The organism is Thioalkalivibrio sulfidiphilus, from assembly GCF_000377945.1.
Taxonomy (GTDB): domain Bacteria; phylum Pseudomonadota; class Gammaproteobacteria; order Ectothiorhodospirales; family Ectothiorhodospiraceae; genus Thioalkalivibrio_A; species Thioalkalivibrio_A sulfidiphilus_A.
The window spans coordinates 40,804-60,234 of record NZ_KB898941.1; the positions used below are offsets into that span (position 1 = coordinate 40,804).

Annotated in this window: 15 protein-coding genes and 1 tRNA gene; 3 read left to right on the forward strand and 13 right to left on the reverse strand. The window is 62.8% G+C overall.

What is annotated here, in order from left to right; all coding sequences use genetic code 11:
• Window positions 1-73: 73 nt before the first annotated feature.
• The 4 genes from rplI to rpsF form a co-directional block, all read right to left on the reverse strand.
• Window positions 74-526, reverse strand: coding sequence for a 50S ribosomal protein L9 (gene rplI / locus D580_RS0109765; RefSeq protein WP_018954208.1), 453 nt, complete (start codon window positions 524-526; stop codon window positions 74-76).
• A 61-nt stretch (window positions 527-587) separates the two neighbouring features.
• Window positions 588-1,484: a DUF2232 domain-containing protein gene (locus D580_RS0109770; RefSeq protein WP_018954209.1), complete on the reverse strand. Its 897-nt coding sequence runs from the start codon at window positions 1,482-1,484 to the stop codon at window positions 588-590.
• Between the two features lie 46 nt (window positions 1,485-1,530).
• Complete coding sequence (gene rpsR, locus D580_RS0109775) at window positions 1,531-1,755, reverse strand: 30S ribosomal protein S18 (RefSeq protein WP_012637497.1); 225 nt, start codon at window positions 1,753-1,755, stop codon at window positions 1,531-1,533.
• Window positions 1,756-1,789: 34 nt separating this feature from the next.
• The gene (gene rpsF / locus D580_RS0109780; protein ID WP_012637496.1) at window positions 1,790-2,206 is read right to left on the reverse strand and encodes a 30S ribosomal protein S6; all 417 of its coding nucleotides are present in this window, start codon (window positions 2,204-2,206) and stop codon (window positions 1,790-1,792) included.
• Window positions 2,207-2,759: 553 nt separating this feature from the next.
• Between rpsF and D580_RS0109785 the strand changes: the two genes are divergently transcribed.
• Both D580_RS0109785 and D580_RS0109790 read left to right on the forward strand, forming a co-directional pair.
• Window positions 2,760-2,969, forward strand: a complete 210-nt coding sequence (locus D580_RS0109785; RefSeq protein WP_018954210.1) for an AbrB/MazE/SpoVT family DNA-binding domain-containing protein — start codon at window positions 2,760-2,762, stop codon at window positions 2,967-2,969.
• A complete protein-coding gene (locus D580_RS0109790; protein WP_018954211.1) occupies window positions 2,969-3,346 on the forward strand; it encodes a type II toxin-antitoxin system VapC family toxin in 378 nt (125 codons plus the stop codon). The genes D580_RS0109785 and D580_RS0109790 overlap by 1 nt, the downstream gene beginning before the upstream one ends.
• A gap of 22 nt (window positions 3,347-3,368) precedes the next feature.
• On the opposite strand, the gene D580_RS0109795 is transcribed toward D580_RS0109790, so the two are convergent.
• From D580_RS0109795 to rnr, 9 genes are all read right to left on the reverse strand, one after another.
• Window positions 3,369-3,908: an HIT family protein gene (locus tag D580_RS0109795; protein ID WP_018954212.1), complete on the reverse strand. Its 540-nt coding sequence runs from the start codon at window positions 3,906-3,908 to the stop codon at window positions 3,369-3,371.
• 158 nt (window positions 3,909-4,066) lie between these two features.
• Window positions 4,067-4,564 carry a GNAT family N-acetyltransferase gene (locus D580_RS0109800; protein ID WP_018954213.1) on the reverse strand — a complete coding sequence of 166 codons (498 nt, stop codon included), beginning with the start codon at window positions 4,562-4,564 and terminating at the stop codon, window positions 4,067-4,069.
• A complete protein-coding gene (locus tag D580_RS0109805) occupies window positions 4,561-4,851 on the reverse strand; it encodes a DUF1778 domain-containing protein (protein ID WP_018954214.1) in 291 nt (96 codons plus the stop codon). Before D580_RS0109805 ends, D580_RS0109800 begins: the two co-directional genes overlap by 4 nt.
• A 149-nt stretch (window positions 4,852-5,000) precedes the next feature.
• Window positions 5,001-5,549 (reverse strand): transposase, encoded by a 549-nt coding sequence (locus tag D580_RS15400; protein ID WP_018954215.1) that lies wholly within the window; start codon window positions 5,547-5,549, stop codon window positions 5,001-5,003.
• Between the two features lie 624 nt (window positions 5,550-6,173).
• Window positions 6,174-9,113, reverse strand: a complete 2,940-nt coding sequence (locus D580_RS0109815; RefSeq protein WP_231363532.1) for a transglutaminase-like domain-containing protein — start codon at window positions 9,111-9,113, stop codon at window positions 6,174-6,176.
• 43 nt (window positions 9,114-9,156) lie between these two features.
• Window positions 9,157-12,792, reverse strand: a complete 3,636-nt coding sequence (locus D580_RS0109820) for an NF038132 family protein (RefSeq protein ID WP_231363533.1) — start codon at window positions 12,790-12,792, stop codon at window positions 9,157-9,159.
• Window positions 12,789-15,515: a carboxypeptidase regulatory-like domain-containing protein gene (locus tag D580_RS0109825; RefSeq protein WP_231363534.1), complete on the reverse strand. Its 2,727-nt coding sequence runs from the start codon at window positions 15,513-15,515 to the stop codon at window positions 12,789-12,791. The genes D580_RS0109820 and D580_RS0109825 overlap by 4 nt, the downstream gene beginning before the upstream one ends.
• Before the next feature lie 211 nt (window positions 15,516-15,726).
• The gene (gene rlmB / locus D580_RS0109830) at window positions 15,727-16,473 is read right to left on the reverse strand and encodes a 23S rRNA (guanosine(2251)-2'-O)-methyltransferase RlmB (protein WP_018954219.1); all 747 of its coding nucleotides are present in this window, start codon (window positions 16,471-16,473) and stop codon (window positions 15,727-15,729) included.
• An 8-nt stretch (window positions 16,474-16,481) separates the two neighbouring features.
• A complete protein-coding gene (rnr, locus tag D580_RS0109835) occupies window positions 16,482-18,983 on the reverse strand; it encodes a ribonuclease R (protein ID WP_018954220.1) in 2,502 nt (833 codons plus the stop codon).
• 114 nt (window positions 18,984-19,097) lie between these two features.
• On the opposite strand from rnr, the gene D580_RS0109840 reads away from it, so the two are divergent.
• Window positions 19,098-19,184, forward strand: a tRNA-Leu gene (locus D580_RS0109840).
• The last annotated feature ends 247 nt before the right edge of the window (window positions 19,185-19,431 follow it).

A 19,431-nucleotide genomic window follows, 5' to 3' on the forward strand; every position in this document is an offset into this window, starting at 1 on the left:
GCCCGCCCGGATCTGCGTCCGGACGGGCTACGCCAGTGAGCGGAGACGCCCGGCATGACCGGGCGCGGCCTGCTTACTGCTCGGCGACCACCACCACCTTCACGGTGGCGTTGACGTCGGTGTGCAGGTGCAGCTCGATGTCGTACTCGCCGGTCTGGCGGATCGGACCCAGGGGCATGCGCACCTCACGCTTCTCCACTTCCACGCCGGCGGCCGTCACGGCCTCGGCGATGTCGTGGGTACCCACGGAGCCGAACAGCTTGCCCTCACCGCCGGACTTGGAGGCGATGGTCACGGGCTCCAGGGCCTCGAGCTTGGCGCGACGGGCCTCGGCGGCGGCCAGGGCCTCGGCGGCGGCCTTCTCGAGCTCCGCGCGGCGGGCCTCGAACTCGGCGATGTTTTCGGCGGTGGCGTACTTGGCCTTGCCCTGGGGCACCAGGTAGTTACGCGCATAACCGTCGCGCACACGCACCTTGTCGCCCAGGTTGCCCAGGTTTTCCACCTTCGTAAGCAGGATCACTTCCATCTTCGTTTACCTTCGTCGTTGACGATGATTCAAGTTTATCGATGCGCTGTCCGCCGGCGGCTCATGCCTTGCGGGCGAAGCGGGCGCGGAAATCCGCCACGCTGTCGATGGCCCCGAAGGCCGACAGCATGATCATCACCTGCGGCAGGGCGATGACCATCAGCACGTACATGCCCACCAGCCAGAACTTGTGCATCTCCAGCTGCCGGGTCAGGCCGTGGACCAGCGCAATGCCCTGGAGAAAGAACACCACCAGGAACACCAGGCTCAGCTCGATCAGGAGGGTGGACTGGGTCATCCAGGCCCCCAGCATCAGCCCCGCCAGCACCAGGGCCGGTACCCGACCCAGCTGCAGCCGCTGGAACTCGTCGGCGAAACCACCCGGGTTGTACAGCTGCGCCTGCCAGTAGCGCGCCAGCACCAGCGCCAGGGCCAGGCTCATCAGCAGGGCCGCGGCCAGCATGCCGGTCATGAGCGGCGCCGCCTGGCGCAGGGCCTCGTCCAGGTCCGCCGCCGAGGTGCCCGACTGCTGGAACACGGGGCCCAGGATCTGGTGCAGGGTCTGCACCCACATCTCGGTCACGTCCGGCACCGAGGCGTGCACCAGCAGGATGCCACCGCAGGCCACCGCCACGCCGGCGAGCAGGCTCGCGGGCCAGGACACGGTCTGGCGCAGCAGGTGGGCCAGCAGCAGCATGGGCAGCCACTGCACCGCGCCGAGCATGAAACCCACCGCTGGCTGCACGCCGCTCACCCACACCAGGCCTGCCAACAGGGCCGAGGCCATCAGCAGCACCCAGAGACCCTGCAGGGTACCCAGGCGCAGGGCGACCAGGGCCACCGCAGCGCTGGCCACCAGCCCCAGGGGCGGGATGATCAGACCCGCGGCGCCGAACCCGGCCACGGTCGTCACCGCCCGCAGCCGGCCCTGCATGATGAACGATGCCAGCGCTTTCATGGGCAGCCCGCCCGCCCACCCTCACGGGCGAGCGGGCATCAGCGGATCAATGGTTGTCGCAGTAGGGCAGCAGGGCCAGGTAGCGGGCACGCTTCACGGCGGTGGCCAGCTGGCGCTGGTAGCGCGCGCTGGTGCCGGTGATGCGGCTCGGTACGATCTTGCCCGTCTCGGTGATGTAGTTCTTCAGGGTGTTGAGATCCTTGTAGTCGATGAACTCGACACCCTCGGCGGTGAACCGGCAGTACTTGCGGCGGCGGAAGAAACGGCTCATGGCTTATTCCTCTAGGGGATTCTGTGGAAGGGGATCAGTCGGCGGAGGCGCGACGATCGTCTTCGTCGTCATCGCCATCGTCGTCGCTGTCATCCCGGGCACGGCGGGCGGAGGAGTCGCTGTCGTCCTCTTCGCGGCCCTTGGCGAGCGGGGAGGCCTCGGTGAAGGCGCGCTCCATGAGCATCACCATGTGGCGGATCACCGCGTCGTTGAAACGGAAGGCGCTGACCAGTTCTGCCAGGGCAGCCTCGCCGCACTCCACGTTCATGAGCACGTAGTGGGCCTTGTGGATCTTGTTGATGGGGTAGGCCAGCTGACGGCGACCCCAGTCTTCCAGCCGGTGGATCTTGCCGCCGTCGCCCTCGATGAGGCCGCGGTAGCGTTCGATCATGGCGGAGACCTGTTCGCTCTGGTCCGGATGGACCATGAACACGATTTCATAATGACGCATTGCCAGAACTCCTTACGGATATAAAGCCTCCCGGACCATCCGGTGAGGCAAGGAGAATTCCCGGGCTGGGCCCGGAAAAGCCGACAATCATAGCCGCTGGGGTGATCAGGCGCAACGCACAATCCTGAAAACCAACGTCTCCCGGTGAGAAAAGGCGCTCAGGACTAGCCCGCACATCCCACCGGTCGGACACCGGCGGGCGCGTAACAGGGTGAAACGTAGGTGGAATACACCGAAAAGGTCGGCAACCTCAGCATGACAGTCTGTTCCCGCCGGTGTCCTATCGCGGTTCAGGCTCGTCTTCGCGCCCGCAGGCTTGCTCTTCACTCAACCCATAGCTATTGCTATGGGTTTCGCTCCAGAGCGGCGCCTACAGGCACGAATCCTTCGCCTGCTCCCGCGATCCCGGTGAGATATGCGGGCTAGCGCAACTGCCAGGAGGGAATGGCGTCCGCGCCCCTGTCCCGCGTCGCAATGCTTGATGCCCCCTTGACTGTTCGACCCACTCCACCTAGATTCTTACTCATTAACAATCGATCCGAGAATCGTAAAAATGTATGCCACAACGCTCTCCAGCAAGTTCCAGATGTCCATCCCCAAAGGGATACGCGAGTCGATGGGCCTGCAACCGGGCCAGCGCTTTGCCGTCATCGCCAAGGGCACCACCATCGAACTGGTCCCCATTGGCGAGATTGCGAAGGCACGAGGCCGGCTCAGGGGCGCAAATACGCAGGACTACCGGGACCGCAAGGATCGCGTCTGATGCCGGCACTGGTCGACACCTGCGGCTGGATCGAATGGCTGACGGATGGCGAGCTGGCCGATCAGTTTGCGCCACACCTTATGCGGCCCGAGGAGGTCGTAGTGCCGACGGCCATCCAGTTTGAACTGTACAAGTGGGTCAAGCGGGAAAGGGATGAAGTCACAGCACTGGAAATCATCGCCCTGACCGAGCAGTGTCATATCGTGTCGCTCGACACCGCCACCGCCCTGCTGGCCGCGGACCTCTCCCTGGCCCACCGCCTGTCATTTGCCGACGCCCTGATCTATGCCACGGCACAGCGCCACGGCGCTACGCTGACCACATCGGACGACCATTTTGAAGACCTGCCAGGGGTTGAGTTTTACCGGAAGGACTGAAAATGCGGGTGACCGTTGAGAATCATTTCTCACCGACCCCAGTTGTTTCGCGCTGGACATGCAGATGGTATTTCGCCCTGTCCGGGATCACGTTCCTGATACCCCCTCGGGGATCCTCCACGTCACCCTGGAAGCGCGGCAGCAGGATCACGTGGAGGTGGTCGATACTGCGACCCGCCGCCCGGCCATCGTTGTTGCCCACGGTGTAGGCATCGGGCCGCTTGCCCAGGAACGGGAGCTTCAAGACGTTTTCGATGTGGCCCTTGGGACGATCGCGCAGGTCGGGACGATTGAGCATATCCCGGTACAGCGCGGCCATATCGGTCGATTCGATCACCCGCCGCGCGCCGTGGATCGCGTCAAAGTAATCCGCCTGCTCGTATTCATCGAGCTCGAACAGCGAGACCACGTGCCGACGCGGGATGACAAGCGTATGCCCCGGATTGACGGGGTTGGTGTCGAAGGCGACCACGAACGAACGGTTCTCATAAATGATCGGGTCGGCCAGGCCGGCGGCAATGCGGCAGAAGTGACAGTTGTGAGTGGGCGGGGAGCTGGTCATGGTGGGGTTCCGGGGACAGTTTACCTATTTCTTTTCCCGACGAGCCTTACGTCAGGGGCATTTCGGTGCCAATGATTTTCCGGTAAGTGCTTCGAGCTGTTCTACCATGACTGTGGGCCGCTGAGTAATGGGGATACTGTCCCCGGCCCCTCGCCGGATCACTCGACCCAGCGGCGGGCATCCTTGAGCAGCAGCAAGAGTTGCTGCTCACGCAGCGGTGAGGCAATGAAGCCAAAGCGGGTATAGAACCTCGCTGCTTGCTCATCGATGGGGTGGGTCAGCATCGCCCGGATGCCGGCCTGCTCGGCAATCAGCAGGGTGCGGCGGATGGCATCCTGTAACAGACCGATGCCGATCCCTAGGCCCTGGTCCTGCCGACCGACGGCCAGACGGGAAAGGATCACGACGGGGATCGGATACTGTCCCATGCCCTTGCGAATGCGCTCTGGCGCATCGAGCGCGTCGACCTGGCCGACGGTCAGGCTGAAATAACCGGCGACCCGATCGTCTTCGCTGACGACGAAGGTCTTGGCGGAGCCGCTGCCTTGCGCCTGTCGGGCATGGCGCACCAGCCAGTCATTGAGCGTCGGTTTGCCGCAATCAAAACCTTCGATCCGATGCTGTGGCCCAAGGGGTTCCGGGCCACTCAAGCTCATGCCTTGTCCCAAGGGGCCTTCCGCGAGAAAAGATCGCGCAGCCCCTCGTTGGCCTGTTCGGGACGTTCCAGCAGATCCATCAGGGCCTGGTACTGGCTTCCCGAGACCATGAACAAGCGTTGGTCGAGCAGGGTTTGCTCGGCGGCCTGGCAGGCGCTGTCGAGAATGAAATCCGTCAGCGACTTGTGCGCCACGTCGGCGGCGCGGCGCAGGACAGCTTCCTGCTCGGGCGTGGCACGCAATCCCAGGCGGGCGGAACGCGTCGCTGAAGGGGTAGTGGTAGCCATGGTTGATCTCCCGGCGTTAGCGCAATTGACGCAATGTTAGTACATTGGCCGAACGCCGTCCAGTTTGGCATGATGACTGGTGGTTATGCCTGACCACGAAAAGTCCGCGCCAAGCCCATGTTAATAATGGAATTCTTGGAGCAGTATACCTATTGCGTTTCCCGACGAGCCTTACGTCCGGGGCGTTTCGGTGCCAATGACTTTCCGGTAAGCGCTTCGAGTTGTTCTACGAAGGCCGCGCTACCGAGTGGCCTTCCGGTGCGGGTGTGTCGAGCGATGTGCTCTTGCTCTTCAACCGGGTCATGGGAAAGATAGGCCGACCAGTCGCCGACCCTGTCGATCATCGGCTGCACCTTGACCAGGCGGTCATCCTGACCTTCCATGTGGGCCAACGCACTCGACCAGCGCCAGTCGGCAGGCTGTCGACAAAGCCTGGCCTTCACCGGGTTGAGCTCGACATAGCGAACCGTCGCAAGCAGGTACTGCTCATCCATGACAAATGAGTGAAAGCGCTCCTGCCAAAGATGTCCCCGCCATCCATTGCGAAAGTTGATGCGGCGCGTGTAACGGCGATGCACCTCGCCAAGAGCAGCGCGCAAGCCATCCTCATGCTGTGGAACCATCACGAGATGAACGTGGTTAGGCATCAGACAGTAGGCCCAAATCTCTGTTTGGGTTGCTTCGGTGAACTCCGCCATGAGATCGATGTAATCGGAAAAGGGGTCGGAAAAGGGGTCGGTGACAAATGATTCTCATTTGTCACCGACCCCTTTTCATATTCTGTCACCGACCCCTTTTCATATTCTCCGTTTTCAGAGTCTACGCCAACGCCCCCCAAGATAGGCGCGCAACATAAGGCACCAGAACCAAAACGGTTATAATGAAAATGTGGAATAACCACATGTCGTGAAAACTCTTAGGTGGGAGTACAGAAACGACTTTTCTTAGTTCGTGTTCTGGTACCGGAAATCTCGCTGCAAGACACCTAGAAACAACATACCCCCTAAACCAAAACCATAGAACCAGAACCGCGGCCAATAACTTAATTGAGGGGGTCTCTAGAATCTCAAAGTGCTGAATAATGACAAATTGAAGGACGCCGACTCCAACCAGTAAAGGCGCAAGCGCGCGAGTGGGACCGGTTAGCACATTGTCAAGGCAAACCAGATAAGTTGATATTGCGACAGACATAACAAATAAAAAAGCACCAAACAAAATCAACCAGGCAATCTTTGATATAAGAGGAGAATCCAAGAAAAAGAATGATATAAATTGCCAAATATATATAAATAATAAGAAAGCTGCGAACAAATCTATTCCGACTAGAAAGAGTTTACGAGTATCCATGAAAATATGATTCCAAACCATTGCACGATGACTGCCACTGGCACAGCAAATGGCAGTATGCCAAGGCCTCCCAGTATGGCTTGAGCGAAGTTGGCCCGGTTAAAATCATCAAAACTATCCGAAGCGTTAATCGCGTTGATCCACATGGCAGAGTTTATAAGTTCCCAAGCAAGCAGCAGCAACCCCAACCAAAGTGCACCACCAAGTATCAAGAGTGCGCCTATTATGAGGCCCAGAGCAGTAATGCCAAAGGCGACGAGGAAACCACCATCAAGAAACCCCCCATTCCCCCCACCCCCAATCTTCCAAGCCCCCGCCCCTGTCTGCGGGTCGAAAATAACATACCCCGCCCCGCTCCACCCCGGCACGCTGATCGGGTCGGTGTGCACGATCACTTCCTTGCCCACCGCCAATGCAGCGCGGATCTCGTTCATGGTCAGGCTGTTCTGACGGATGTGCGGCAGGGCCTCGGCCTGGTTGGCCCGGGTAATATGATAGATCCTCTGGCCCTGTTGCGCGGCCTTCTGCAGCGCCTTGACCGCCGAGACCGCCTCGCCGGGGTTCTCGGGCGTCACGAACATCTGCTCCGGCACGGCGTGCTCCAGGGCGGAACTCAAGGCACCGAGCTGGAAGTTGAAGTGCTTCCAGGTCTCATGGCCCTGCCCATCAACGCTTGAGACGTGCGCCACCCGGTCCAGGTCCATCTCCACGCCGCCGGGGGTGATGCTTCTCGGAATACCGAAGAAATAGGTGACATTGGGCACATAGCCGTAGGTCCCCACCGAGGTGGCCAGCTGGAAGTGGCTCTGCTGCGTCAGGGCGGACAGATGGCCCAGGGCCTGGTACTGGGCGAAGTAGCCCAGCAGCCCCGCGTGGAACATGTCCCCCAGCAGGTCTTCTCTGGTCAGGCCCCCAAGCAGTGCCTCATTCTCGGATTCGAGGATGTCCCGGGTCTGTTCCAGGCGCGCCTGTACCTCTTCCAGGCTGCCCACCGCCACGCTGCCGCCGATCACGCCCACCGCCAGGTAGGAGCCGGCCACCACCTTGTTGGGGTAGTGGCGGGTGCCGTGCACCGGGTCCCGGACGCTGTAGCGGAATGCCAACTCCTCGCCCAGGCGCATGCGGGGTCCGGTGAGCACCGTTTCCCCTTCCACCTTGAGCTCGGGCACCACCTGGATGAGATAGGCCGGGATGCTGGAGGGCAGCTGGCTGATGTCGGTGATCTCGCCCTCCGGCAGCAGCGCAATAAGGGCGTCTTCATCGGCCTGGGTCGCGGGGCGGAACGAGAGGGTGATGCGCGCATTGTTGACCTGGGCCCAGGGGAAGCTGGTCTGGGCCAGGGGATCGCCCAGGATGTCGGCTCCGAGGCCGAAGCTGATGCGCGGCTGCAGCACCTGGGGCAGGGCCGCGTAGCGCACGCCTTCAACAGCCCGTGGATAGGGCAGTCCGCTCGGCAGGATCGGCTCCTCCCGCACAATGACTTTGCGCCCGCCGATAACCTCGCCCACGGTGGGTTCGTGCATCTGTTCGATGTACGCCTCCAGGGCCTGACGGGCATCTTCCTGCGCCGACTCAAGCAGGGTTGGATCGAGCCCCTGGACCCAACCCTCGGATTCGTTGACGGCACCGCTTTGTAAAAAGCTGTCGGTCAGGGCTTGGGCGTCGATCCCGGCGATGGCCGCCACGTCCAGTCCTTCCAGGAATTCGTATTGCTTGAAGCTCGCATCCAGGGCCAGCCAGGTGTCGGCGCTGCGCATCACCGCGCCCCGCGAAGGCAGGAAGTCGATGGCCGCCTCGACCCAGACATGCTCCATGCGCACATGGGTCACACGGCCGCCCTGGATGAGCCCTGTCAAGGGGATGCCACCGGAGGCGGCATAGTCCATGGCCTCCTCGATGTTCTGGAAACCACCCGCCCAGTTGCGGAAACGGTCCTCGGGCACCTCGATGGTGCCGTGGACATAGCGGGCGGGCACGTTCGAGGCACGTAACAGGGCCACGAGCAAGCCGGCGATGTCCATGGCGTTGCCCCGTCGCGCCGACAGCGTCAGATCGCTGTCCTGCACAGCGCCCCAGGTGGGTAGCCATTCGACGTTGTTGCGCACCCAGTGGTAGATCTCCACCGGATGGTAATTCAATTCCTCGGCCTTTGCCCGGATCGCCGGACTGAGCCGGATCTCGATGGTTTCATCCAGGTAGGCCGGATCATCGGCGCCGGGGAGCAGATCGTAGGTGTAGCCTTCCAGGCCCGCCCATTGTGCCAGCGGGTTATCCAGGAGCCCCGCCCCCAGGAAGCCGTCCCGGTCTTCCCGCGGTATGTTGTCAGGGTTGGGCCGCTGTGGACGATGGGGCAGTTGCTCCGGGTCGAAGGGATGTTGGGAACGCTCCATCTGCCGGGCTGAGAGACGCCGCTCGGCACGTTCGATGCGGTCGCGCAGTTCGCTTTCCGCTTCGATGGTTTCGATGCCGGTGAGGTCCTCAAGCAGGGACCTCATCTCCTCCTGGTAGGCGGCCACCGTTTCGTGATGCCGGGCGACGATCTCGCCGGGAACACCACGCGCCTGCAGACGCGCCTCGATCTCATCAAACTCGCGCAGAATGTCCCGGTCCAGGGCGGCGATCTGGCGGCGCAGGTCGGCGAGCGCCCGGCGTTCCGCGGCAATAGCCCGGCCTTGGCCGACACCCCGTTCAGCGGCGCGCAACACCTCTCGGGCCTGACGCAGCGAGGCCGCCAGGAGCTCCCCCTGGGTCGGTGCCCTGACACGCTCTTCCTGATGCCTGTGGGACTCGGTATGTAACGCCGCGGCCAACGGCTGGGTGATCAGCATGGTGAATGCAACGATCACCATCGTCGCCACCGTTCGACAGAACAGGGCGTGCCGGAAGATCAATGGAAAACCTGCTGTGGTGCGCATGGGAGTCGATCCCTCGAAATTAGCGTTTCATTCCGTTCGGAAATCAGATCTCACCGGAGATCCCGTGAATCAGCCAGGAGAGAGCCTCCCGCAACTGTCGCGCCTCCGGCTCGTGAATCCGCGCAAGCCGGTCCGCTGCCTTCAAGAGGTGGAACACGGCCTTTTCCGGATCACCACGCTCATGGAAAGCGTAGGCCTGGTCCAACTTCTCAAGGACTCGTCCGTAATCCGCGTGAAACTCCAAGCGCCCGAGAAGCCCGGCCCGCACCTCATCGAACGATGGCGGCGGCGAAACCTGGAACCGGTACCGACTGGTGCGGTAGTCCACCCGTGCCACCCCCTCGCGCACCTCGATGGTTGCGCTGATCCAGGCATCCTCGACGTCGTCCGGCAGCAACCACCAGAACACCCGCTCCAGTTCCTCGCCGGCTGCAATCTCAAGGTCGAACATCACGGTGTACGGATCAAGCAGAACGCCCACCCCAGGATCCAGAAGTACCCCGTCGGCCGTCTCTAGGCTCAGGCGAATGGATGCCAGGTCACCCCGGTTGAGGATCCGCCAGTGGACCGGAACGGCCATCCCGGCGCGATGCAAGCCCGGTACCGGCTGGACGTACTCCAGGGCATCAAGCAATAGCCGGGCAAAGACGCCCTCGGCGCCTTGCGCGTAGGCCTGTGCCAGGAGATCAAATCCCGCCATCACAGTCCTGCCGGAACCGAACTGATGCACTGCCATGGCCGTGTGATCCCGTGGCCGTCCGCGACTCACCCTGTACTCGGCAATCGGCACGGCACCCGCGAGCCGAAGCGCCAGGGACCGCTCACTGACCGGGAGGGCAGCCTCCGGCACAGAGATCGGCGCGCCTGGGACCGGCTCGATACCGGTCACTTCAGGCAACATGCCCACGATCTGGACTCCAAATACGTCCAGAGACCCGCCGTCCATCATCATCTGCTGGTTACGATGATCCCGGCCACCGGCCATGACGACGCCTGCGCCCCCGTAGATCGCTTCGCGAAGCTCGCGCTCCACCTGCGGATTGAGAGCGACATTGGACGAAAGCAACAAGTAAACGCTGTAGCCGCCACTCCTCAGCTCTCTCGCGAAGGCTTCACGGTCGGTCACGATGGTGTGTAACCAGCCTGCATCTCGGAGCAGGGACGTCAGATAATCGCGTTGCTCGGCAACTCCGTCGGCTGACCACGTGAGTGCGCCTGCAAAGGTGAACGCACCCAACGCGGCCCCCACCTCGGGGTAATCGCCACACGCCGCCGGGACAAGACCGGAGTCGTACTCGCTAACGGTTCCGTCGTCCTGCTGAACGGTGGCCAGCAATCGCAGGCGGTCTGCAAGCGCCTCACCGCCCTCGGTGGCCTCTACCAGCAGTCGAATGCCGTTCACCGTGAGGGCGTCGATACTGAGATTGGCCATTTGTCCGGCATTCTGGTCGACTGGTAACCCGTCTCCGACACGGACGGTCTCCATGTCGTGCAGAAACCCTGACCCGTCGAAGAGGCTCACCTGCACGGTGTCACCCTGCATCAACCCGCCGGGCGGCATCAGATCCCACTGCATTCCGCTCACGCCTTCACACTGATCCCTGCGTGGTATGTCCATCAGGACCAGAAGACGTCCCCGCTCACCCAACATCGGTGCGGATACGAATTTCTCCTCCACACGAACGGCGGCATGACCAAGGACCCGGACCTCTCCCTGGATCTCGGCACTCAATACGGCCATCAGCACAGTACCCACGGGTTCGAGCACGAACCAGGAGCCGGTCAGGCTGGCGACCCCGTCACGGGGCAGGTCCAAGGTCTCCGACCAGCTCGCCAATTCCTGCTCGTTCTCGGGATCCAGCAACGTGAGCGTCACCGGAAGATCCGCCACGGCATCATTGCCGTGATTACTCAGCTGTGCCTCCAGGTACAGCGTCTCGCTGCGCAATACAGGATCGGGCGCAACCGACACGCTTCCGGAAAGACCTGCACCTGTTTCACTGGTAGACAACACCTCGAACTCGGTACCGGTGACAGCACGGGTCACCCCGTCCGCATCACGAACCGTGAGAACGACCTGATAGTCGCCGGCAGGCGCGGGTCCCAGTGGCATGGACCGGACCACGTCCTGTTGGCTGCCCGGCATCAGCGTGCGTAATGCCAGTTCGTCACTCCAGATCCGACTGCCGCCAACATCCAGCACATCCAGGCTCGCTGTATGGCCCTCCAACTGCAGGTTCGGTGCGGTATTACGGAAGCGGGCGGTAATTACCACAGTTTCCAGAGGCTCGTAGACCGCCTGATCCGTATTCACCGAGGCGCCGATCCCGGTGTCCTCCGGCACATCGATTCTAAACACTGAGACCACTTCGTGATTGGATGCACCGTCTTCTTCAATCAACCTGAGCACGACCTCGTAATCACCGGCATACAGGCCCGAGGTATCGATCAGGCGCGGCGTCACGGAAACGAGCGTGCCGGCAGCCACATCCAGGGCATCGATACCCGGCAGCACCGCCACTACGTTGCCGGCAGCATCTCGAACTTCAAGAGTTGCGGTAGCCGTCGCGTCCACGGCGTCAAGGTTCGTGATATCGACGAAAACATTCACCACCTCGCCAGGGAGGTAGCTGCTATGGTCCGTGGACAATACGATGTCAAAACCGGAAGGCAGGACGTCAACGCCTTGCGGGCCCAGGAGGCGGGTATGTTCACGACCCGTGAGATCCGTGTAGGTAATCACCACCTGGTCCACAATCGGCCGATGTTCGCCAGGCTGTGGATCCATGACGGTGACGTCGAAATCGAGATCCTCAAGGCGCCCTATGGTGAACGTTTCGAAGAACCATTCGATCTCGATGCGGTCCGCAATGGTTTCCACCCGCTCGGGTTCGACAGCAAAAGAGTCAGGATCCAGCTCGATGCCGTCACGCGAAAGCGTGGCTAGGACTGTGACATTCCGATAATCCGGGTCACCACCGATGGGTTGACCTCCGATCATTACACCGTCGAACGCCAGGCCGGATTGAAACGCGGTATCCGACCAGTTGACCACTCCAAACTCCAGTACGTAATTGCCCTCCTCCGGAAACACGTAACTGGAATGAACCCAGCCGGTATAGCCACACCCGCCACTCCAGCAGCGACCCGAATCACCCCCAAGCGGACTCCATCTTGGCCCGCCTCGGATGATCTCCACGCTCTCCGGCGTGAGCTGCGCCTCCACCTCCGGCATACCAAAACCGGGCACGATGCTGCCCGTCGAGCGGGTGCGCGCAGTGAACAAAAGTGCGACCTGTTCCATGGACTCATCCAGAACCCTCGCCCATGCGTAATCGGCAAACCCCGCACCATCGGAAGTCACATAATTGAAGTGAAAGACCAGTTCCTCTCCGGACTGGGCGGAAAACAGGGGTGAACGCAGCCGAGAGCCGTTGGTGCCACCGATTCCAGGCAAGGTTGCACCACGAAAGCTGCTCCCGGTCGTTGCCACCCAGCCGTACTGGGCCGCCCCCGTGGGCGACAGGGTGACCACCCCGTCCTCCGGGGAAGTGCCGCAGTTCCCCTCGCAAGTCCATCCGCTTGGGATCCCGTTCTCGAATCCGGCGCCCGGAACAGCGGTCGAGAGACACGCGAGCAAGGCCAGCAACGCGATGCGCATCCATACGGATCGTGTCATGGGGAGTCCTCCAAGCCTTCTATGCGCAGCCTTATGCGTATACCCTTGCTTTCGCCCGGAGTGATGCTATCCGGTTCCGCTCCAAGATGACCCTCTATCCGGATGTTCGGTGACACGATGAGTTCGCCGGCACGCACCGAGCTCACGGTCATACCCAGTATGTTCACGACCTGAATCGGGTAAGTGCCGGCCTCGTCAAACGCCTGGGTGATCGTACCCAAGGAGACAAGACTGGAGGATGCGGCCGCCATGACCTCAATGTGCGCGTCACCCTGATGTACCACGTTCCCATCCGGGTCAATCAAGGCAAAGTCAAAGGCCAGCTCGGAGTCCACGTTCGAGAGATTCTCCAGACTCGCCAGGAACTCGATCTCCACCTCCTCACCCCTGACCGTCTGGGTCGGAATGGTGTGGATACCCAGTGAGCGTAAACGGCTGGTCTCCACAACGCGGATGAGCACCAGCTCTTCGGACAAGAGCACGTCCCGGTGTTCCGTGAGGACCTGAACAATCATGCGGTAATCCCCGGGCGGCCAGTTTCTGGGTGACCAGGTGAATTCACGGGTCACCAATTCGCCCGGATCGATGTCGAATCGCGCGTCACGCGGGCCACCGGGGAGCGGGATCACGAAGTCCTCACGCAAGTCGTTATCGACCCCCAGCACGGTCGCCGCCATCACCACCCGCTGACTCTCATCCCCTTCGTTCTCGACCTCCGCCGAGAGCATCACCTCATCGAAGGCCTCATAAGCCACACGATCCTTGACCACGCGCACAATTCTTATGCCATCCGTAGCGGCCTTCTGCAGCGGGATATCCAGACGAACGACGCCATGTTGCTGTAGGACGAAACCACTGGACCCCGAGAGATAGCCAACCGCGCTCGCGGACACCTCAAACGCCAGCGATTCTATGCCCGTAATCTGGTATTGCCCGTTCTCATCGGTCGAAGAGGACAAGCCACCCACCGTCACAGTCGCTCCGGCAACCGCTTGATCCGTCTCAACGTCATAGACGCGCCCGTGCAGAGTGGTGGTAGGATCCGGGAGCGGCATCAGGTGCAAGGTTCCGATATTCACCTGGGATCCGGGAACGGCAACCAGATTAACGGCAACGGATTGGTAACCTTCCCGGGAAACATGCAGCACGATTTCCCCGGCTTCCAGATCACCGAGGACGAATACGCCCGCACCATCGGTGGCAGCCGCTGCCGTTCCATCCTGGAGCGTGACCGATACACCCTCTACGGCAAGACCGGTATCCGCGTCCAAGATGGTCCCGGTAATCGAGACCGGCCCATCGGGCATCTGTCCATCATCCAGATACAACGCAGGGGAGAAGTCCACCCGCTGCCCCGCCTGCACCGTCGCGGTTGCATTGACTCCATGGTATCCCGGGGCAACCACCAGAATCTGAACCACACCCGGCGACACCATTACCGCGTAACGACCATCCATGCCCGTGGTGACCGACACATCGGCATCACCACTGAATTCTATGGTTGCTGTCACGGGCAAACCGGTGTCAGCGTCGCTCACGCGCCCGGCAATTAACGCAGTTTGAGGCACCGTGGGAAGGCGCACATTTCCCAGATCCAGGAACTGACCGGCCTGCAGGGAAAACGACTGGACGTACTCCGTGTATCCGGCGGCAACGTAACTCACGGTGTACCCTTGCGGCTCCAGGTCCGCGAGGGTGAATCGTCCGTCTGTTCCGGTGGAAAGGGTGATGCTCGAACCATCTTCACCCGCGACGGTGACCATGGCCCCATTGAGCGGTACTCCCGTGGAGTCATCAAGAACACGGCCACCGATTGCCGCCAATCCAGGTCCCGGCGGAGTTGTTACGCTGCGTCGTGCCTCGACTGCGCGCAAGGCCAAGGCCGTGGCAAACACACTGGCGTCCCAGGATCCGTTCGTACCCTGCCTTGCCAGCAACTGACTCAGCGCAGCATCGTACCTGGACGCGTCCGTAGTGACAGGCATCAGGGCCAAAAGGACCTGAGCACTTTCCCAGGTTTCCCCCCAAAGCCCCTGCTCCCAGTTGTTCCAGAGAAAATCCGCTGCACGCTGCAACGGCGCGGAAAGGTTGTAGTCGAAACGGTGGGGTTGCAGCACCGACAGCGATCGAGCAGTGAGATATGCGGACGGGGGACTTGTCGGGGTAGCAGAGTAGGCGCCGCTGGCAAGCTGTTGCTGCAGCAGATAGCCCACCGCCGGTCGAATCACGGACGCATCACTGAATCCGGCAACTGCCAAGGCCTCCAGCGCGTCAACCGTGTCCAGCACACTGCTCTGTTCGCCCGGTCGCGCGGAAAAACCGCCGTCTCGGTTCTGGAATGAGAGCAACGCGTCGATCACGCCCGCCACGGGCTGCTCCGCCAGTCGCAGGGGGATCACTAAACGAGACAGATACGGCAGGGAATCCTGTTCACTTGCCGCATCCAGGTAGGCCAACCCATCATCCAACACGGGCCCGGCCCCCTGCCCGAGTACATGCAGCGCGCGCAGGGCCTCGGCAGTGGAGCGATACGGGAGGACCTCATCGTCGGACGCGGCCAAGCGACCGTCATCATGCTGTTGATCCAACAGCCACGCCACCGACACCTCGCTTCCCTTCGCGGGAAAAACGAATGAGGCAACCGCGATGAGTGACCAAAAGACAGCGCCAAGAATTACGCGCCAACTGACATGCCAATCCGGCATTCGTGATCGAGCAACCATGCCCCTGTCCCTGTGATGTATCCTTGAACCAAGTTTGTAGCACAGGGTACGCGAAACGAGCAAGCTTTCGATTCAAGCCAAGTCCTTGTACAACAGGGCTTGGCACAGTAACCCAGAAGGAGAGAATCAAGTCTGCTGACTTGAAACAGGGAGAGGGGAGTCACATGCAGTCGATTTTGTTTCTCCGCGCCTCTGCGGCATACCGTTGAATCTAGCTCAACCGCTGCCGCACCACCTCAAACAAACACACCCCCGTAGCCACCGACACGTTCAGGCTCGACACCGAGCCCTGCATCGGGATATTCACCAGCAGGTCGCAGCGCGACCGGGTCAGACGGCGCATGCCCTGCCCTTCGGCGCCCATGACGATGGCGATGGGACCCTTGAGGTCCGCCTGGTAGAGGGTCTGGGGGGCGTCGCCGCTGGTGCCGATGATCCAGACGCCGGCCTGCTTGAGCTGGTCCAGGGTGCGGGCCAGGTTGGTGACCTGCACGAAGGGGACGACCTCGGCGGCGCCGCTCGCCACCTTGCGGGCCACGGGGGTGAGGCCCGCCGCCCGGTCCCGGGGGACGATCACGGCATCGACCCCGGCGGCATCGGCGGTGCGCAGGCAGGCACCCAGGTTATGGGGGTCGGTGACACCGTCCAGCACCAGCAGCAGGGGGCTGGCCACCCGGCCCACCAGGTCAGGCAGGTCAGCCTCGGTGATCTCCGGTCCTGCCTCCTGGATGCGCTCGGCCACCACGCCCTGGTGGCGCGCGCCGGGACACAGGCGCTCCAGGGCCTGGGCGTCCACCCGCTCCACGCTCACCCCGGCCTTGCGGGCGGCGTCCAGGATCTCGCGCATGCGCGCGTCCTTGCGCCCGGCGTCCACCCACAGGGTGGTCACCGGGGTCGGCTTGCGCGTGAGGGCGGCCAGCACCGCGTGCAGGCCGAACAGGAACTGGGGTTCGCTCATGGCGGACCTCAGCGACTGGAACGGCGACCGCTGCGACGCCGGCGGCGTTTCTTCGCCGGCTCGCCCTCACCGGAAGGGGCTGCGGGGGCGGCGGGCTCGGGCTTGGCGCCCGCCTTCTTGCGGGATCGGCGCTTCTTCTTGGCCGGCTTGGCGTCGGCCTCTTCCACGACCGGGGCGGGCTCGGCCGCCGGGGCGGACTTGCCCTTGCGCTTGCGTCGCTTGGCCTTTTTCTTTTCGCCAGCCTCTTCGGCTGCCGGTGCTGTCTCGGCTGCCTTGCCGCCGCGACGGCGTCCGCGCCGCCCGCCCTCGGGGGCCTCGACGACCGCCTGGTCCTCGGCGGGCACGAAGTCGATCTTGCGCTCGTCCAGGTTGACCCGCGCCACCTGCACCCGGATGGGGTCGCCCATGCGGTAGACCCTGCCGCCGCGCTCGCCGATCATGCGGTGACCCACGGGGTCGAAGTGGTAGAAGTCGTTGGACAGGCTGGTGACGTGCACCAGGCCTTCCACGTAGATGTCCTTGAGTTCCACGAACAGGCCGAAGGAGGTGACCGAGGTGATGACGCCGTCGAAGGTCTCACCCACCTTGTCCTGCATGAACTCGCACTTGAGCCAGCCCTCCACGTCCCAGGAGGCCTCGTCGGCGCGGCGCTCGGCCATGGAGCAGTGCTCGCCCAGGACCACCATCTCGTCGTGGCTGTAGTGGAAGTCCGTGGCCTTGCCGCCGCGCAGCACATGGCGGATGGCCCGGTGCACCAGCAGGTCCGGATAGCGGCGGATGGGCGAGGTGTAGTGGGCGTAGTCGTCGTGGGCGAGACCGAAGTGGCCCACGTCCTCGGGACTGTACACCGCCTGCTTCAGCGAGCGCAGCAGCACCGTCTGGATCAGGTGGGCGTCGGGGCGCTCGCGCACCTGCTCCAGCAGCAGGGTGTAGTCCTTGGGCTGGGGCTCCTCGCCGCCGCCCAGGCTCAGGCCCAGCTCGCCCAGGAAGGCGCGCAGGGCCTCCACCTTCTCCGGCTTGGGGCCGGGATGCACCCGGTACAGGGCCGGGATCTTGTGCTTCTTGAGGTACTTGGCCGCCGCCACGTTGGCGGCGATCATGCACTCCTCGATGATCTTGTGGGCGTCGTTGCGCTCGTAGGGCACGATCCGCTCGATCTTGCGGTCCGCGCCGAAGATGATCTTCGTCTCGGTGGTCTCGAAGTCGATGGCGCCGCGCTTGTCCCGGGCCTTGCGCAGCACCTTGTAGAGGGCGTGCAGCTCCTCTAGGTGGGGCACCAGCCTGGCGTATTCACGGTGCAGTTCCGCGTCGCGATCCAGCACGATACCGGCCACCTTGGTGTAGGTGAGCCGGGCGTGGGAGCGCATCAGGCCCTCGTGGAAGGTGTAGTCCTTGATGCGCCCGCGGCTGGTGATCTGCATCTCGCACACCAGGCACAGCCGGTCCACGTCGGGATTGAGCGAGCACAGGCCGTTGGAGAGCACCTCCGGCAGCATGGGGATGACCCGCTCCGGGAAGTACACGGAGGTGGCCCGGTGACGCGCTTCCTTGTCGAGGGGATCGCCCGGCGTTACGTAGTGGGAGACGTCGGCGATGGCCACCCAGAGGCGCCAGCCGCCCTTCTCCAGGGGTTCGCAGTAGACCGCGTCGTCGAAGTCCCGGGAGTCCTCGCCGTCGATGGTCACCAGCGGCATGTCGCGCAGGTCCAGGCGGCCCTTCTTGGCGGCAGGCGAGACCCGCGCGCCCAGCTTGTCGGCGGCCTCGATGACCTCCTCGGGCCACTGGAAGGGCAGACCGTGGGCGCGGATGGCCACGTCGATCTCCATGCCCGGCGCCATGTGTTCGCCCAGCACCTCGACGATCTCGCCGATGGGGCGGGTGCGCTTGGTGGGTTGCTCGCGGATGGCGGCGATGACGATCTGGCCTTCCCGCGCCCCGCCCATGGCCTCGGGCGGAATCAGGATGTCCTGGGTGATGCGCTTATTGTCCGGGGTGACGAAGCCGATGCCGCCCTCGGAGAACAGGCGGCCCACCACCTGCTCGGTGTTGCGCTCCAGCACCTCGATGATGGCGCCCTCGCGCCGGCCACGGCGGTCCACGCCAACGACCCGAGCCACGGCCCGGTCGCCGTGCAGTAGGCTCTTCATCTGGCGCGGGGACAGGAACAGGTCGTCGCCGCCCTCGTCGGGCACCAGGAAGCCGAAGCCGTCGGGATGGCCGATCACCCGGCCGCGCACCAGGTCTTCCTGGTTCACGGGCAGGTAGGCGCCGACCCGGTTGCACACCAGCTGGCCGTCGCGCTCCATGGCTCGCAGGCGGCGGGTGAGCGCCTCCAGGTCCACGTCTTCGGTGAGGCCGAGGCGCTGGGCAAGGGGTTCGAAGGGGACCGGGCCATCCGCTTCGTGGATGACCTCGAGGATCAATTCTCGGCTGGGGATGGGCCGCTCGTACTTGGCGGCCTCGCGTTCAAACTGGGGATCTTGAGGGGTCTTCTTGTGTTTTTTGGTCATTGAGTACTTCTGGTCTCGGAGAGATGTAAGGGCTGTGTCACGGGGACGTTGACATCAACCCCGGGTGACGTTAAATTGCGCGCTTCCTGAAGCGCAGGTTCATCCTGACTCAATGCCGAGGTGGCGGAATTGGTAGACGCGCTAGCTTCAGGTGCTAGTGGGGGTAACCCCGTGGAGGTTCAAGTCCTCTCCTCGGCACCATTTCCTTTCTTTGCCTTCCCCGTTCTTCCCTGATCTCGCCCTCACGTCGCGATCAACTACAGTGCGCGCCGATTCGAACGAAGGCGCAAGTCTACGCCGGTTAAGTGAATTTTCCTACCTTTGCACCCGCGCCTAGCCCGCATATCTCACCACCCTTCTACTGCGGCCGCCGATCTGCTCGCTGTGACGGGGCGTGCTCACTTCAGCCGGCTTGACGTAGTGTCGGCTACGCCGGCGCCGTCTTCCG

Coding starts and splice junctions, on each gene's coding strand:
- rplI (WP_018954208.1), bottom strand. CDS start 526: ATGGAAGTGATCCTGCTTACGAAGGTGGAAAACCTGGGCAACCTGGGC.
- D580_RS0109770 (WP_018954209.1), bottom strand. CDS start 1,484: ATGAAAGCGCTGGCATCGTTCATCATGCAGGGCCGGCTGCGGGCGGTG.
- rpsR (WP_012637497.1), bottom strand. CDS start 1,755: ATGAGCCGTTTCTTCCGCCGCCGCAAGTACTGCCGGTTCACCGCCGAG.
- rpsF (WP_012637496.1), bottom strand. CDS start 2,206: ATGCGTCATTATGAAATCGTGTTCATGGTCCATCCGGACCAGAGCGAA.
- D580_RS0109785 (WP_018954210.1), top strand. CDS start 2,760: ATGTATGCCACAACGCTCTCCAGCAAGTTCCAGATGTCCATCCCCAAA.
- D580_RS0109790 (WP_018954211.1), top strand. CDS start 2,969: ATGCCGGCACTGGTCGACACCTGCGGCTGGATCGAATGGCTGACGGAT.
- D580_RS0109795 (WP_018954212.1), bottom strand. CDS start 3,908: ATGACCAGCTCCCCGCCCACTCACAACTGTCACTTCTGCCGCATTGCC.
- D580_RS0109800 (WP_018954213.1), bottom strand. CDS start 4,564: ATGAGCTTGAGTGGCCCGGAACCCCTTGGGCCACAGCATCGGATCGAA.
- D580_RS0109805 (WP_018954214.1), bottom strand. CDS start 4,851: ATGGCTACCACTACCCCTTCAGCGACGCGTTCCGCCCGCCTGGGATTG.
- D580_RS15400 (WP_018954215.1), bottom strand. CDS start 5,549: ATGGCGGAGTTCACCGAAGCAACCCAAACAGAGATTTGGGCCTACTGT.
- D580_RS0109815 (WP_231363532.1), bottom strand. CDS start 9,113: ATGCGCACCACAGCAGGTTTTCCATTGATCTTCCGGCACGCCCTGTTC.
- D580_RS0109820 (WP_231363533.1), bottom strand. CDS start 12,792: ATGACACGATCCGTATGGATGCGCATCGCGTTGCTGGCCTTGCTCGCG.
- D580_RS0109825 (WP_231363534.1), bottom strand. CDS start 15,515: ATGGTTGCTCGATCACGAATGCCGGATTGGCATGTCAGTTGGCGCGTA.
- rlmB (WP_018954219.1), bottom strand. CDS start 16,473: ATGAGCGAACCCCAGTTCCTGTTCGGCCTGCACGCGGTGCTGGCCGCC.
- rnr (WP_018954220.1), bottom strand. CDS start 18,983: ATGACCAAAAAACACAAGAAGACCCCTCAAGATCCCCAGTTTGAACGC.